The sequence below is a fragment of the Mumia flava genome (genome assembly GCF_002797495.1).
In the GTDB taxonomy this organism is placed as follows: domain Bacteria; phylum Actinomycetota; class Actinomycetes; order Propionibacteriales; family Nocardioidaceae; genus Mumia; species Mumia flava.
Window position 1 is genome coordinate 964,058 of record NZ_PGEZ01000001.1, and the last position, 14,680, is coordinate 978,737.

The 14,680-nt window shown below is 72.4% G+C and carries 18 protein-coding genes; 5 read left to right on the plus strand and 13 right to left on the minus strand.

Annotated features, from left to right (window positions below; genetic code table 11):
- Positions 1-5: 5 nt before the first annotated feature.
- Complete coding sequence (locus tag CLV56_RS04545; RefSeq protein ID WP_039362989.1) at positions 6-326, plus strand: sec-independent translocase; 321 nt, start codon at positions 6-8, stop codon at positions 324-326.
- Between the two features lie 7 nt (positions 327-333).
- Here the strand turns inward: CLV56_RS04545 and CLV56_RS04550 are convergent, their stop codons facing one another.
- Positions 334-1,761: an anti-sigma factor family protein gene (locus tag CLV56_RS04550; protein ID WP_039362988.1), complete on the minus strand. Its 1,428-nt coding sequence runs from the start codon at positions 1,759-1,761 to the stop codon at positions 334-336.
- Positions 1,761-2,351 (minus strand): RNA polymerase sigma factor SigE, encoded by a 591-nt coding sequence (gene sigE, locus CLV56_RS04555; protein ID WP_100414447.1) that lies wholly within the window; start codon positions 2,349-2,351, stop codon positions 1,761-1,763. Before sigE ends, CLV56_RS04550 begins: the two co-directional genes overlap by 1 nt.
- Before the next feature lie 164 nt (positions 2,352-2,515).
- Here sigE and CLV56_RS04560 point away from each other — a divergent pair, with 164 nt between their 5' ends.
- Positions 2,516-3,217: an O-methyltransferase gene (locus tag CLV56_RS04560; RefSeq protein WP_425437698.1), complete on the plus strand. Its 702-nt coding sequence runs from the start codon at positions 2,516-2,518 to the stop codon at positions 3,215-3,217.
- Positions 3,218-3,345: 128 nt separating this feature from the next.
- Here CLV56_RS04560 and CLV56_RS04565 read toward each other — a convergent pair whose 3' ends face one another.
- Together CLV56_RS04565 and CLV56_RS04570 are read right to left on the minus strand one after the other, a co-directional pair.
- Positions 3,346-3,696: a hypothetical protein gene (locus CLV56_RS04565; protein ID WP_039362984.1), complete on the minus strand. Its 351-nt coding sequence runs from the start codon at positions 3,694-3,696 to the stop codon at positions 3,346-3,348.
- Position 3,697: 1 nt separating this feature from the next.
- Positions 3,698-3,859 (minus strand): DUF3117 domain-containing protein, encoded by a 162-nt coding sequence (locus tag CLV56_RS04570; protein WP_100414448.1) that lies wholly within the window; start codon positions 3,857-3,859, stop codon positions 3,698-3,700.
- A 98-nt stretch (positions 3,860-3,957) separates the two neighbouring features.
- Between CLV56_RS04570 and CLV56_RS04575 the strand changes: the two genes are divergently transcribed.
- Positions 3,958-4,755 (plus strand): enoyl-CoA hydratase-related protein, encoded by a 798-nt coding sequence (locus tag CLV56_RS04575; RefSeq protein WP_039362982.1) that lies wholly within the window; start codon positions 3,958-3,960, stop codon positions 4,753-4,755.
- Positions 4,756-4,991: 236 nt separating this feature from the next.
- On the opposite strand, the gene CLV56_RS04580 is transcribed toward CLV56_RS04575, so the two are convergent.
- From CLV56_RS04580 to CLV56_RS04615, 8 genes are all read right to left on the minus strand, one after another.
- Positions 4,992-5,981 carry a type IV toxin-antitoxin system AbiEi family antitoxin domain-containing protein gene (locus CLV56_RS04580; RefSeq protein WP_157805063.1) on the minus strand — a complete coding sequence of 330 codons (990 nt, stop codon included), beginning with the start codon at positions 5,979-5,981 and terminating at the stop codon, positions 4,992-4,994.
- A gap of 254 nt (positions 5,982-6,235) precedes the next feature.
- Positions 6,236-7,069, minus strand: coding sequence for a M14 family zinc carboxypeptidase (locus CLV56_RS04585; protein ID WP_100414449.1), 834 nt, complete (start codon positions 7,067-7,069; stop codon positions 6,236-6,238).
- Positions 7,070-7,084: 15 nt separating this feature from the next.
- Positions 7,085-7,660: a DNA-3-methyladenine glycosylase I gene (locus CLV56_RS04590; RefSeq protein WP_039362979.1), complete on the minus strand. Its 576-nt coding sequence runs from the start codon at positions 7,658-7,660 to the stop codon at positions 7,085-7,087.
- Complete coding sequence (locus tag CLV56_RS04595) at positions 7,657-8,022, minus strand: DivIVA domain-containing protein (protein WP_039362976.1); 366 nt, start codon at positions 8,020-8,022, stop codon at positions 7,657-7,659. Before CLV56_RS04595 ends, CLV56_RS04590 begins: the two co-directional genes overlap by 4 nt.
- A 37-nt stretch (positions 8,023-8,059) precedes the next feature.
- Positions 8,060-8,674 (minus strand): TetR/AcrR family transcriptional regulator, encoded by a 615-nt coding sequence (locus CLV56_RS04600; RefSeq protein WP_157805064.1) that lies wholly within the window; start codon positions 8,672-8,674, stop codon positions 8,060-8,062.
- A gap of 81 nt (positions 8,675-8,755) precedes the next feature.
- Positions 8,756-9,553 (minus strand): LOG family protein, encoded by a 798-nt coding sequence (locus CLV56_RS04605; protein WP_100414451.1) that lies wholly within the window; start codon positions 9,551-9,553, stop codon positions 8,756-8,758.
- Positions 9,554-9,607: 54 nt separating this feature from the next.
- On the minus strand, positions 9,608-10,684 hold the full coding sequence (gene dapE / locus CLV56_RS04610) for a succinyl-diaminopimelate desuccinylase (RefSeq protein WP_245857599.1): 1,077 nt from the start codon (positions 10,682-10,684) through the stop codon (positions 9,608-9,610).
- Entirely contained in the window at positions 10,681-11,493 is an 813-nt protein-coding gene (locus tag CLV56_RS04615; protein WP_157805066.1) for a VOC family protein, read from the minus strand. Before CLV56_RS04615 ends, dapE begins: the two co-directional genes overlap by 4 nt.
- A 23-nt stretch (positions 11,494-11,516) precedes the next feature.
- Between CLV56_RS04615 and dapD the strand changes: the two genes are divergently transcribed.
- Complete coding sequence (dapD, locus tag CLV56_RS04620) at positions 11,517-12,452, plus strand: 2,3,4,5-tetrahydropyridine-2,6-dicarboxylate N-succinyltransferase (RefSeq protein WP_100414452.1); 936 nt, start codon at positions 11,517-11,519, stop codon at positions 12,450-12,452.
- The gene (locus CLV56_RS04625) at positions 12,449-13,429 is read left to right on the plus strand and encodes a VldE C-terminal domain-containing protein (protein ID WP_245857601.1); all 981 of its coding nucleotides are present in this window, start codon (positions 12,449-12,451) and stop codon (positions 13,427-13,429) included. Before dapD ends, CLV56_RS04625 begins: the two co-directional genes overlap by 4 nt.
- A 180-nt stretch (positions 13,430-13,609) precedes the next feature.
- Here the strand turns inward: CLV56_RS04625 and CLV56_RS20505 are convergent, their stop codons facing one another.
- The gene (locus CLV56_RS20505) at positions 13,610-14,566 is read right to left on the minus strand and encodes a hypothetical protein (RefSeq protein WP_039362971.1); all 957 of its coding nucleotides are present in this window, start codon (positions 14,564-14,566) and stop codon (positions 13,610-13,612) included.
- Positions 14,567-14,680 lie beyond the last annotated feature (114 nt).

Here is a 14,680-nt window from a genome sequence, read left to right on the forward strand (position 1 = left end):
ACGCCGTGTTCGACATCGGGCCGGCCGAGATCGCCGTCATCGTGATCGTCGCGATCCTCGTGTTCGGTCCCGACAAGTTGCCCGAGTTCGCGCGGCAGGCGGGTCGGATGCTCCGCACGGTGCGTCAGATGGCGGACAACGCGAAGTCGGATCTCAGCCGCGAGTTCGGCGACGACTACACCAGCCTGCGCGACGACCTGCGCGGACTCGACCCCCGTCGGATGCTCGAGGACGACGAGGACGACGACCTTCCGCGTCGGAGCACGAAGAAGCCGAAGCCGCTGGAGTCCGGCGAGCCGGCACCGTTCGACGTCGACGCGACCTGACCGAGCGTCAGCCCGCTGGGGTGTCGCCGGGCGACGCCCAGCTGCTCAAGCGCACCAAACCCGACCGCACCCGGTGCCAGGCGTCCGTTCGAGAGGCCGCGGTGCCGGGGAGGTCGTGGACCACGGACTCGATCTGCGCCGCCTCGCCGTCGGTGACCGCCGTGAAGACGATCCCGTCGGCGCTCCAGGTGGCGACCGTCGGGCTGCCGTCACGCAGCCACACCCGACGTCCCCCGAGCTCGGACCGGGTGAACGACGGATCCGGGCGGCTCATCAACGCGCCGTTCTGCTCGTACAGCGTCATCGTGGTCGCGCCGTCGCTGTAGGTGAGTGCGATCGCCCGTTCACCGTCGACGGCGACCCACTCGGCGCCGACCCGCGCGAAACCGGACCCCAGGACGTCGTGGCAGGGCCAGCCTCCGTCGGAGAGGTCCTGCATCGTCAGGGAGTCGATCGCGGCGTCGACCGGCGTCGCGACCGGGTCCGCCGTGTCGTCGGTGGGCGCGCCCGTGTCGGGCTCGGACGGGTCGGCGTCGCCGACGCTGGTGTCGCGCGCGTCGGCGTCGCCCGTCGCCCCGACGGCCTCGGGGCCGATGCCTCCGGCCGCCGACGGGCCTTCCGGGGCATCCCGTGGGGCCGCGGCCTCCCGGGACAGCGGAGAGCCCAGCAGGCCGATGGCGGCGCCCGACCGGCTCGTGGTGTCGGTCGCGACCGCGCCGGAGAACCGCACGATGCGCTGGAGCGCACCCGTGGCACGGTCGATCTCGAAGGTCGCCTCGCGCACGCCGTCGGCCGACGCGACCACACGGATCCGATCGGATCCGGCGGTCTCCACCACGGAGAGGTCGTAGTTGCGGGCCAGCAGCCGGACGCTGACGCTCGAGCCGAGCGCCCGGGACAGGACCTCGCTCGCCCGGAGGGCATCGGTGTGGGTCGGCGCGGCCGGACGCCGTGCCACGACGGCGACCGGGACGCTTCCGTGCACGGTCGTCGCGGTGGTGCGGACCAGGGCGACCGGGTCGGCCTGGCCGCGGAACTGGGCGATGAAGCGGTCGACCGGCGGCAAGGTCGAAGCACCGGACGCGGTCGGGACGCCGCCCAGCGCGTACGCGAGCCCGGCCAGCGCGACAGAGGCGCCGGTCAGCGCGACCCCGCCGCGAGCCAGGCCGTGGCCGAGGATCGCGCGGATCCGGCTCTCGGATGCGCCGGCGTCCCGTTCGGTCAGGCGGTCGGGGTCGGCGAGCGCGACCAGCAGGGCGGACCGCGGGGCCGGTGAAGGGCCCAGACCGGTCATCCGACGCTTGAGGGCGCGCCGCTCCTGCACGAGCTCGCGGCACGTCGGGCACTCGCCCAGGTGGTCGGAGACACGAGCGGCCTCGTCGTCGGGCAGCTGCCCGTCGACGAAGGCGTCGACCCGGTCCCCGAGGTGTGCCATCAGCTGGTGCTCACCGCCGGATCCATCGGCCCGGCGAAACGGGTCCGTGCGCCACCCGGCGCACGGTGCTCGAGCGCCGCACGCAGATGCTTGCGACCCCGGTGGATGCGGGAGCGGACGGTGCCGATCTTCACCCCGAGGACGTCGGCGATCTCCTCGTAGGACAGACCCTCGATGTCGCACAGCACGACGGCGACGCGGAACTCCTCGGGGAGCGCCGTCAGGGCCTGCTCAACGTCCGCGTCGAGGTTGGCGTCCTGCCAGACCCGCTCGGGCGAGATCTCGCGCGACACGAGGCGCTCCTCGGCGCCCTCGGCGAACGGGTGGAACCGCAGCTTGGACTTGCGACGGACGCGGTCGAGGAAGAGGTTCGTGGTGATGCGGTGGATCCAGCCCTCGAACGAGCCGGGCTGGAAGGAGTCGAGCGATCGGAAGACGCGGATGAAGACCTCCTGGGTGAGGTCCTCGGCGTCCTGCTGGTTTCCCGTGAGTCGGTACGCGAGACGGTAGACACGCGCGGAGTGCTGCTCCACGATGTCCTCCCACGACCCGACGGCCGGGTTGGTGACGGGCTGAGCCGTGCTCCCCATGTCTTCCCCTCCTGTCGTGGCCGGAAACCGATCGTCTCGTTCTTGCCTGAGACAACGATGAGACGGCGCTGGGCGTTCCCCATGACGCGACTGTGAGCCGGATCACATCGGATCGGGGAACTTCCCGGACCGTACGCCACCGGCCGCAATCGCCAGGATGGCCGGTGCGATGCCCTAGGCTGAGCGCAGACCGCCGGGAGACCGGCCCGCGAGAGGAGCCCACCATCGCCACCGCGATCACGACGCAGAGCTGGCTGTACGCCGAGGAGTTCGTCGTCGAGGACGAGCACCTGCAGGCGGCCCGCGCCCGCGCCGAGGAGGTCGGGGTGGCGCCGATCGGCCCCGGCGGAGGCGCTGCGTTGCGGCTGCTCGCGTCGGTCGCCCGCGCCGGCGCCGTCGTCGAGGTCGGGACCGGCACCGGTGTCTCGGGGTTGTGGCTGCTGCGCGGGATGCGCGCCGACGGCGTGCTGACCTCGGTCGACCGCGAGGCCGAGCACCAACGACTCGCACGGGCGTCGTTCACCGAGGCCGGCATCGCCTCGAACCGGTTCCGGCTGATCTCCGGGTCCGCGCTCGAGGTCCTTCCCCGGCTCGCGGACGGCGGCTACGACCTGGTCTTCGTCGACGGCGACAAGCGCGACTACCCGCTGTTCGTCGAGGAGGCGGTCCGCCTCCTGCGGCCAGGCGGCGTCCTGGCCTTCGACAACGCCCTGTGGCACGACCGGGTCGCCGACGCCGCCCGTCGCGACGAGGACACCGTTGCGGTCCGCGATCTCGGCCGAGCCCTGCTCGAGGACGAGCGTTTCGTTCCGGCGCTGCTGCCGGTCGGCGACGGACTGCTGGTCGCCCGCCTCTCCGACGCCTGACGGCGAGTCATCCCTGGCGCGCTCGCGAGTCACCGTCGGCGCGATCGGGGATCACGGCGCGTGACCGTACGCGCGCGTCCGCGCACGACGACGTCCTGTCGGCCCCCGCCGACAGGACGTCGCGCTGCTCAGCCGTACGCCGGCGTCGCGTGGAACCCTGCGGCCCCCTCGGCGACGGCGACGACCTCGCACTCCTCGATGAGCTCGGGAGCCGCCCCGATGATCGTCGACCCCGGCGCGTCCGCCGCGGTCGCCGAGAACGACTCCTGGAACGCCGCACGTGCGGCGTCGTCCTCGAACACGTACACGCCCTCGAACCAAGCACCGGGCTTGGCCCGCCAGGTCTTGTACGCCAGCCCGGGCATCCCTGCGAACCGCTCCCACGAGCTGTCGCGGACGTACGACCTGAGCCGCTCCAGCGTGTCGTCGGGCGCGTCGCGCAACGACCAGCGGACGGTCAGCCCGGGCTGAGACGTCATGTCAGACGGCCTTGAGGGCGTCACCGAGCTCAGTGGCCTCGTCGTTGGTGAGCTCCACGACGAGGCGACCGCCACCTTCGAGCGGGACCCGCATCACGATGCAACGTCCCTCCTTGGTGACCTCCATCGGGCCGTCCCCGGTCCGAGGCTTCATGGCCGCCATGCGTTCCCCTCTCGTCCGTGCGCACCGCGGGGCGCGTGCACTCCGGGCTCCATTATCGCCTACGGCCGGGCCGAGGGTGAATGCGGCAGACTGCCCTCATGACCGAATCCCATGTGCCGGTGATGCTCGAGACCTCCGAGGGCGTCGCCACGATCACCTTCAACCGCCCTGAGGCCCTGAACAGCTTCGACGACCCGACCAAGGTCCTGCTCCGCGACCACCTGCGTGCCGTGGCGTCCGACGAGTCGGTCCGGTGCGTCGTGCTCACGGGTGCAGGCCGGGCCTTCGGCGCAGGACAGGACGTCAAGGCCCTGCTCGCGGAGCACGAGGGCGACGCCCCGTCGCTCGGCAACACCGTCGTGGAGCACTACAACCCGATGGTCGAGGCGATCACGACCATGCCGAAGCCGGTGATCGCCGCCGTCAACGGGATCGCCGCCGGCGCCGCAGCCTCGCTCGCGTTCGCCTCGGACCTGCGCATCGTCGCCGAGTCGGCCGGGTTCAACCTCGCGTTCTCCGGGATCGCACTGTCGGCCGACACCGGGGCTTCGTGGACCTTGCCGCGGTTGGTCGGCATGACGAGGGCGATGGACCTGCTCATGCTCCCGCGTACGGTCTCCGCCGCCGAGTCGCTCGAGCTGGGCATCGCGACCCGCGTCGTCGCGGACGACGAGTTCGGCCAGGTCGTCGGCGACATCGCCCGGCGCCTCGCCGACGGGCCGACCCTGTCGTTCGCGTCGCTCAAGCGTGCCGTCGCGTTCTCCTCGACCCACACGCTGAGCGAGTCGGTGGCGAACGAGGCGCGGCTGATGGCTCTGACCGGCGCGTCTGCGGACCACAGGGCCGCGGTGCAGGCGTTCGTCGCCAAGGAGAAGCCGACCTTCGTCGGACGGTGACCGCGGCGGCGCGGCCGACCTGACGGCCTGCGGGTGCGCGGGAGTCTGCGTAGCCAATTGGGGGTTCTCCGCAGCCAACCTGGGAGTCTGCGTAGCCAACTGGGGAAGCCCCCACTGGGCCCGGGAGGTTTCCCCAGCCCGGTGCGGGTCTGCGTAGCCCAGCCGCGCCGAGCACCTGCGGGCGCAGCCGCGCCGAGCGGCCCGCGAGCGCAGCCGCATCGATCCGCCTGTCGGGCTCAACGCCGGGCGGCTCCGCCAGCCACGGCGAGCACGAACGTGCGTCGTGACCGCTCGATCGCTGCCCTGATCCGAGCGGCGGTACGCACCGCTGCGGGCTCCCGGAGCTCGCGCCAGATCCAGCGCGAGACCCCGTAGTCCAGATCGCGGATCCGGTCCTCGCGCTCCTTCTCGTCGGTCAGGACCTGGCCGACGTCGGTGCTGTACGGGTTGCGGCGGCCGTACTTCACCAGCCCGTCGAACTCCCCGACGTGACGCACGCCGACCCAGTCGAAGTCCACCCGGGCGAGGGCACCGGTCTCGAGCGTCAAGGTCCGCTGCAGATCGGGTCGCGGCACCCCGTGCTTGAAGAACAAGAACAGCGAACGCGCCTCGCCCGGCGACTCGCACCGCCCATCCGCGATCTCGACGGCGGTTCGGAAGGTCGCGAGGTCGGGCCACCGGAGGTATCGCGCGTCGACGAGCGCGGCGAGATCGTCCTTCGCGATGTGCTCTGACGCCAGCAGGTTCGACACCTGGACCGTCGCGGCCTCCACCCCCACGTCCGCGCCGATCTCGATGCAGGTCCGCGTCGGGCCGGTCACGAGGCGGCCGTCGATCCGGGTCAGGTCCTCGGGCAGGATCCCACCCCTCCGGTAGCGCACGCCGGCCTCGCGGCGCCCCGACAACGTGCCGAGGCGCGTCACGTTGACCTCGCTCAGGTCGAGTCCGAAGTCCGGGTCGCGCCGCAGCACCGCAGCCGATACCCCGCAGGCAGCAACCGAGTCGCCCAGCTTGTCGAGCACGGCACGCACCGCGACCGCGTGGCGGTCCCGGGGGTCCAGCCGGTCGTAGGTCGCTGCAGGCGCATAGGTGCCGTACCGGATCTTGCGCAGATGGCCGCGGCGCACCGCCGACGCGATCGTCCGGTCGCGGATCCCCATCCGAACGAGCTGTCCGCGCGTGACGTACCCGCCCTGCACACCTGCGATGGCCTCGATCTCGTCCACGACCATCACCGTGGTGCGTCGTCGCGCCCGGCGCGGCAGCCGTACCGCGCCTGGGCACTCGCGAGCCCTGGGGAGAATCACCGGCGGTACGGCTCCCGCAGGCGCTGGCGTCGCGCGCCGTCCGCTCGCGCATGCCTCGACCTGGCTGGGAATTCCGGCACCTGGCTGGCGAAACCACCGTTGCCAGGTGCGGAACTTCCCAGTTGGCTACGCAGACTGCCAGCTGCGGACGCGGACCGCCGGGCCGAGGGACGTCAGCGGGTAGCGCGCAGGGCGCGGAGCACGCCGCGGGGACCGGTCGTGCGCAGGTAGCGCTTGGACGGGTGCCGTCCGAGCTCCACCGTGACGAGCGCACCGTCGATCCGGTGGTTGAACCACTGGGACATCGTGCCGTGGCACCCCGACCCGCAGGAGAACTCCTTGCGGGGCAGCTTGAGGAAGCGTGCGAGTCGGCGCGCGAGCTTGCGGTTGCCGGTGCCCGAGGTGTCGATCCCGTAGAGCGGCTGATGGAACGAGACCACCTGGTCGGGGTCGGTCCGCCGCAGGAAGCGGATGAGCGCCCGGGTCTCGGGTTCGGACTTGGGTCGCGGTCCCGACCAGGTGCTGGTGCCCCTCGGCGTCCGCACCCACGCGTACGGGAAGTTGCGGTTCAGGTCGACCCCGCGGGCGTTGCCGCGAGTCCGGGCGCGGACACCGTCCGGGTTCGCGGTCGGGATCAGCCACAGGTCGACCCCGTCGATCGGTCGTCCGTCGCGCAAGGCCTTGACGATCACCCGGGTCTTGCGCTCGTCCCCGTGCATCGCGGCCATCACGACGGCCGTGCGGCGGGCTCCGGGGTCGCCGACACGGTACGCGACGATCGGGCGGTCACGTCGGGTGCGACCGATCACCCTCCGCTCGAGGACCGCCGGGCGCCGCGCCGCGCCTGCCGTACGGGCGGCCGCGGGCACGACCGACCGCGCACCGGTCGTGCCCAGGGACAGTGCTGGGCCCTCCGCGGGAACCGCAGGAGCGGCCTCCACCGGCACCAGCAGCGCCGGCGCAGCAACCATGACCAGCAGGCGGGACGCCCATCGTGAGACCGACATGAGGTCGATCGTCGCTCACGACTCGCTCGTCCGCACGTGGCAGTCCTCGAGGTGGTCGTCGACCATCCCGGTCGCCTGCATCAGGGCGTACGCGGTGGTGGGGCCCACGAAGACGAATCCGTGGCGCTTGAGCTCGGCCGCCATCGCCTTCGACTCCGCCGTGACGGCGGGAACGTCCGCGGTCGAGCGTGGACGCGGTCGGGGGCCCGGCGCGAAGGACCACACCAGGTCAGCGAAGCCGCCGTCGAGCCGCAGGACCGCACCTGCGTTGGCGATCGTGGCCTCGATCTTCGTCCGGTTGCGGATGATCCCGACGTCCTCCAGCAACGTCGCGACCTTCGCGCCGTCGAAGCTCGCCACCGTGGCGGGCTCGAAGTCCGCGAACACCTCCCGGAACCGGTCCCGCTTGCGCAGGACCGTCGCCCAGGCGAGGCCCGACTGGAACGCCTCGAGCGTCAACCGCTCGAACAGTCCGCGCTCGTCGGAGACTCGGCGCCCCCACTCGACGTCGTGGTAGACCTGCATCGTCTCCGACGAGACCGCCCATCCGCAGCGCGCGAGGCCGTCCTCCCCGACGACGACTCCGCTCATCGCGCGCTCGGATCGCCTGCGGCCCCCGTGTCGACCGGCGGAGCCGCACGCTCCCCCGGGCCCGCGGGAGGCGAGCTGTCCGCGTCACCGTCGTGCTCGGCGCTCCCCGTGGGGGCCTCCCGCTCCCGCGCGTCGGCCTCCAGGCGCGCGAGCAGACCGTCCACCTCGTCGCGGGCGTAGCCGCGCCACGCCCAGCTGAAGCGCACGGCGGCGAGGTCGTCGGCCCGCAGCGGACGATCCGTCGGAACCATCAGGTCGCGCCGCGAGTCGGCCGGCCCGCCGAGGGCACCGAACGAGGTCGCGAGCACCGTCACGGCGGCGCCCGCAGCGAGGGCGCCGATCACCACGAGGATCCAGAACATGGCCCGATCGTGCCACGGCCCGCCGACATCGCGGGCCTCAGGCGTCGACGGACCGCTGTGCGGGACGTGCGAAGGCGACCACCTGATCGATGAACGCGCCGTAGACCTCGCGCGCCTTCTGCGAGTCACGGTCGACCAGCCACGCCATCACCACGCCGTCGTTGGTCGCCACGAGCATGCGCGACAGCAGGTCCAGGGACACCGTCCACTCGATCTCGCAGACCGTGGCGACCCGCTCGAAGACGGCGCGGGCGGTCTGGCGGTACGTCTCGTACTGCCACGCCGCGAAGTCGGCGAACGCGGGGTTGCGGAGGGCGTGCTGGGTGACCTCGAAGGTGAGCAGGTGCGCCTCGGGGTCGGCCTCGACGGTGGCCCAGGTCTGCTCCAGCGCGCGCTCGAGCATCGAGACCACGTCGGGCGGCTCGGACTGCTCGACCTCCTCCAGCGTCGTGACGTACGAGGTGGCGAGCCGCTGGATCATCGCCCGCAGCAGCTCGTCCATCGACGAGAAGACGTAGTGGACGATCCCCGGAGTCGCCCCCGCCTCCGCAGCGACCGTGCGGGTGCTGACCGCCCCGACGCCCTCACGCTTGGCAACCGACAACGCTGCCTCGATCAGCTGCTCACGACGCTGCTCCGCCGAGATCCGCACTCGTGTGCTCCGCCCTGTCACTCCTGGCCCGATGCTGCGCCGACGGCACAGTGGTCACCCTGATTGTGCCAAACGTTGCGGTCACGAGGCCGCCGACGTGCGGAACGCGGACACCACCTCGTCGAGATCGTCGGTCACCTGGAGGCGCTCGACGTCCTCGGGGGCGATCATGCCGGCCTCCAGCGCCGAGGAGGACAACCAGTCGATCAGCCCCTGCCAGTAGGTGGTCCCGACCAGCACGACCGGGAACGACGTCACCTTCCGCGTCTGGGCCAGCGTCAGAGCCTCGAACAGCTCGTCGAGCGTCCCGAACCCACCGGGAAGGACGACGAACCCCTGGGCGTACTTCACGAACATCGTCTTGCGTGCGAAGAAGTAGCGGAAGTGCACGCCGAGGTCGACCCAGCGGTTCATCCGCTCCTCGAACGGCAGCTCGATCCCGAGCCCGACCGACATCCCGCCCGCCTCGCACGCACCGCGGTTCGCCGCCTCCATCACGCCAGGTCCGCCCCCGGTGATCACGGCGAGACCCGCCTCGGCGAGCCGTCGTCCGATCTCGCGCGCCTGGTCGTACTCCGGAGCCTCCGGCCGGGTCCGGGCCGACCCGAAGACGCTGACGGCGGGACCCAGCTCCGCCAGCGCACCGAACCCCTCGACGAACTCGGCGGTGATCCGCATGACCCGCCAGGGATCGGTGTGCACCCAGTCGGCCCGGCCGCTGGAGTCCAGCAGCCGCTGGTCGGTCGTGGTGCCGATGATCCCCTCGCGGCGTCGCAGCACGGGACCGGTGATCTGCTCCGGCCCGGGCGTGCCGTCGAGGCCCACGTCGGGATCGTCGGCGTACCAGTCGCGGTCGGAGTACCAGCGCGGATCGTCCATGCCGCCAGCCTAGGTCAGCGGTCCCGGGCTCCGGAGCACACGGAGCCCGACGGGTCAGGCCGTCGGTGCGCCCCGGAGCCACCCGTGCAGCGCACGCTCCACGTCCCGCAGGTGCGCGAGCGGCACGTGCTCGTCCTGCTTGTGGGCGAGCAGCGGATCTCCGGGACCGTAGTTCACCGCGGGGATGCCGAGACGGGTGAACTGCGCGACGTCGGTCCATCCGAACTTCGGGCGCGGCTCGGCGCCGATCGCCGCGACGAAGTCCGCCGCGGCCGGGCGGTCCAGCCCGGGCATCGCTCCCGGCGCCGAGTCGGTCACCGCGATCTCGTAGCCGTCGAAGACCTCGCGCAGGTGGGCCAGCGCCTCGTCCTCCGTACGGTCCGGGGCGAAGCGGAAGTTCACCGTCAGGGTCGCGGCGTCGGGGACGACGTTGCCGGCCACGCCACCGGAGACCGCGACGGCGTTCAGGCCCTCGTGGTACTCCAGGCCGTCGATCACCGGACGCCGCGGCTCGTACGACGCCAGTGTCCGCAGCGCGGGCTCGAGCCCGTGGATCGCGTTGACGCCCATCCACGACCGGGCCGAGTGCGCGCGCTCGCCGCGGGTGGTGAGGTCGATCCGGATCGTCCCCTGGCACCCGGCCTCGACCCCGGCGACCGACGGCTCCATCAGGATCGCGAAGTCGCCGTCGAGCAGCTCGGGCCGCTCCCGGGCGAGACGGCCGAGCCCGTTCGCGGAGGCCTCGACCTCCTCGGCCTCGTAGAAGACGTAGGTGACGTCGCGGACCGGGTCGGCGATGCCGGCCGCTGCCCGCAGCGCGACCGCGACACCGCCCTTCATGTCGCAGGAACCGCATCCCCACAGGTCGTCGCCGACGATGCGGGACGGGAGGTTGTCGTTGATCGGGACCGTGTCGAGGTGCCCCGCGACCACGACCCGCTCCGGGCGGCCCAGATCGGTGCGGGCGACCAGCGTGTGCCCGTCGCGCACGACCGACAGGTGCGGCGCGGCCCGGAGGACACGCTCGACCGCGTCGGCGATCCGCTGCTCGGCCCGACTCACGGACTCGATGTCGACGAGCGCCGCCGTCAGCGCCACGACGTCGGAGTCCACCGGCAGGTCGCCGCTCACGACGCGGCCTCCGCTGCGGGCGGCGGTGCGCTCTCGTCGACGAACACCACGAACTCGTTGCCCTCGGGGTCGGCCATCACGGTCCAGTCGATCTCGTCGTCGGGGCGGCGCAGGACGGTGGCGCCGCGGCGCACCAGCTCGTCGACGCCGCTCTGAGAGTCCACGGTGAGGTCCGGGTGGATGCGGTTCTTGACCGTCTTCGGCTCCGGGACGTCGCCGAAGACCCAGCACGCGAACGGCGCGCCGGGCATCGGCTCGATCGCGCTCGCACCCTCCTCGTGGACGGCCTCGACCCCCAGAACACCGGCCCACCAGTCGGCGATCCGTCGCGCGTCCGCGGCGTCGACGACCACCTCGTACAGCCGGTAGCCGTCCCGCTCCGCCTCGCCACCGGTCGTACGCTCACCGTCCCACCAGGCGTCGTCGCGCTCGAAGACGCACAGCTCGCCGCCCTCGGGGTCGGCCATCACCGTCCAGCCCTGCGGCTCCCGCGCGGGCAGGACCCGAGCGCCCAGCCGCTCGTACTCCGCCACCGAGACGGCGTGCACGTCGAGGTGCACCCGCTGCTTGACGGTGCGCGGCTCCGGCACCTCGTTGATCCAGACCGTGTGCTCGGGCGTCGCGCCGCGCAGCAGAGCCTGGCCGTCGTCGCGCACCTGGGCGGTCAAACCGAGGGCAGCCGCCCAGAACGGCGCCATCGCGCGGGCGTCCGTGACGTCGATGCAGAGGGACTGGAAACGGGCGACGGCCGCTGTATCCTCGGGCGCCGGCTGCTCGTCCACCCTGTCCTCGTGCTGCTGGGGCGTCATGGCCGCCACGATAGCGTTGAGCCATGACCACCTCGCAGCAGACCGCATGGGCGTACGGCCTGGCCACGCTCACCGAGGACGGGACCGTCCTCGACGTCTGGTACCCCTCCCCGGTGCTCGGCGCGTACGACCAGAGCCCCGAGCCGACCGGCCTGACCGCGCTGGAGGGCGACGACCCCGTCCGCAACGTCCGTCGCGCGGCGGTGCGCACCGAGATCACCGACCTGAGCGCGGCGCCGACCGACGCGTACGACGCCTACCTGCGGCTGCACCTGCTCTCGCACCGGCTGGTGCGCCCGCACGGTCAGAGCCTCGACGGTCTCTTCGGCCTGCTGACGAACGTCGTGTGGACCTCGATCGGTCCGTGCTCGGTCGACGGGTTCGAGCAGACCCGGCTGCGTGCCCGCGCGGCCGGGCTGGCGGTGTCGGTGACGAGCATCGACAAGTTCCCGCGGATGACCGACTACGTGATCCCCTCGGGCGTACGGATCGGTGACGCCGACCGGGTCCGCCTCGGCGCGCACCTCGCGGAGGGCACGACGGTCATGCACGAGGGCTTCGTGAACTTCAACGCCGGCACGCTCGGGCATGCGATGATCGAGGGCAGGATCAGCGCCGGGGTCGTCGTCGGCGACGGCTCCGACGTGGGCGGCGGCGCCTCGATCATGGGGACGCTGTCCGGCGGCGGCAAGGAGACGATCAGCATCGGCGAGAACTGCCTCGTCGGCGCGAACGCCGGGATCGGGATCTCGCTGGGCGACGACTGCGTGGTCGCTGCCGGCTGCTACGTGACCGCCGGCTCGAAGGTGACGCTGCCCGACGGCACGGTGGTCAAGGCCGCCGAGCTCTCCGGGCGCGACCACCTGACGTTCTGGACCAACTCCGAGACCGGCACGCTCGAGGCGCGACCGCGCAGCGGCGCGACCGTCGAGCTCAACGCTGCCCTGCACGCGAATTGACCACGACACGCCCCGGCGACCGCCGCCGGCACGGGTGGGGCTGGCTCGCCGCCCTGGTCGCGCTCGCGGTGGTCGCGGGGGCGGCCGTGTTCCTGCTGCGCAGCGAGCACTCACCGATCGTGCTGTCCGAGCGCTGCACGGTCGACGTCGGCGACACCTACGCCCAGCTCGACCTGGAGCAGGCCGAGCACGCGACGCTGATGGCCGCGATCGCGGCGCGGCGCGGCCTGCCGGCCCGCGCGGTCACGATCGCGGTCGCCACCGCGTACCAGGAGTCGAAGCTCCGCAACATCGACTACGGCGACCGTGACTCGCTCGGGCTGTTCCAGCAGCGGCCGTCGCAGGGCTGGGGCAGCCCCGAGCAGATCATGCGACCCCGGTACGCGATCAACCGCTTCTACGCGGCGCTCGAGCAGGTCGACGGCTACCGCGCGATGAACGTCACCGAGGCCGCGCAGGCGGTCCAGCGCTCGGCGTACCCCGGGGCGTACGCCGACCACGAGGCGTACGGCCGAGCGGTGGCCTCGGCCGCGACCGGCAACTCGGCGAACGCGCTGACGTGCCGGATCCGGGTGCCGGAGGCGGGTTCGGACGAGCTGCGGCCGAGCGGGCTGACGGCGACGGCGGCGGGCGTACGCAAGGACGTCCGCAGCGCGTTCGGACGCGTGCCGCAGGGCGGGTACGCACCGGGCGGCATCTCGACGGGCCACTCGGCGGGCTCGAAGCACTACGACGGCAAGGCGATCGACTACTTCTTCCGCCCGGTCACCGAGACCTCGCAGGTCGCCGGCTGGACCCTCGCGCACTACCTCGTCGCCAACGCCTCGCGGCTCGGGGTCGCCACCGTGATCTACGACGGCCGCATCTGGACCGCCCGGCGCTCGGCACAGGGGTGGCGCGAGTACGCGGTCCCCGACCGTGACGGCGACCCGGACGTCCTCGCGCACCGCGACCACGTCCACGTCGACGTCGTCTGAGCCGGCCGCTGCAGGGGCGCCGGTGCCCGAACCGGCCCGTACGGACGTGCCTGCGCACGAGCCGCCGACCGGTACACAACGCAGGCACGTCCGTACGGCGGGCCGGCCGGGGGTCGGGAACGACGACGGGCCCGCACCCCTCGAGGTGCGGGCCCGCGTCCGTACGGGGCGGTCGGCGGATCAGGCCACCGGCTGACCCGTCAGCGCCTTGAAGCTGTAGCCCGTCGCGATGACGGTCAGCGGGATGGTCACGAGCAGGCCGATGCCGCAGAGGCAGACACCGACGATGTTGATGCCGATCAGCGCGAGCGCGAGCAGCAGGACGACGCCGAAGTTGCTCCCGACCAGGCGGAAGCTGGCCTGGAGCGCGTCCCACGGGCCCATCCCGCGGTCGATCACGAACCACAGCGTGTACCACGCGAAGAACGTGAAGATGATGCCCGGCAGGTAGCACAGGGCGTAGCCGATGGCGCTCAGCACCCCGAGCATCAGCAGCGTCAGGATGACCGTGCCGGCACGGTCGCCCCAGTTGAAGAAGTCGCCGAAGGACGGCTTCGATCCGGTCGTCTCCTGGAGCGCGCCACGGGTCTGCGCGGCCTGCATGAGGTAGGAGACGATCACGCTGACGATCAGGACGACGACGCCGACGAACGTGATGCCGGTCGAGTAGCTGAACGAGGTGTCGCCCACCTCGGCGTTGTCCCAGTTCGCGGCGACGCTGATCCCCTGGAGGGCAACCAGGATCAGCCAGAACACCAGGGTGACGCCCACCCAGGTGCCCCAGTTGCCCTTGAACTTGTCCCAGCCGTACGAGATCGCGGTGCCGACGCTCAGTCCCGGCCCGCTCGGCGGCTGGCCGTAACCACCACCCGGCGGGGGCGGCGGAGGCGGCGGCGGGTAGCCGCCACCCGGCGGAGGACCGTATCCACCACCGCCGCCGGGCGGCGGGGGCGGCGGAGGCGGGTAGCCACCACCCGGCGGCTGTCCACCCGGAGGCGGTGGCGGCTGCCCACCCGGCGGAGGCGGCGGGGGCGGCGGAGGCTGTCCACCCGGAGGAGGCGGCGGCTGCCCACCCGGCGGGGGCGGCGGCGGGTTGCCCCCCGGCTGGTTCGGGGGCGGCTGCTGGGGATCGCTCATCGCTGTCGTGCCTCCTGGGCTCACAGATCAGTCCGGTTGTCTCCCGCCGCAGGTTAGCGCTCCCGAGGGCCTGCCGTCTCCCCTCCAGCGGGCGCGCCGCGGAATCGGGCCGAC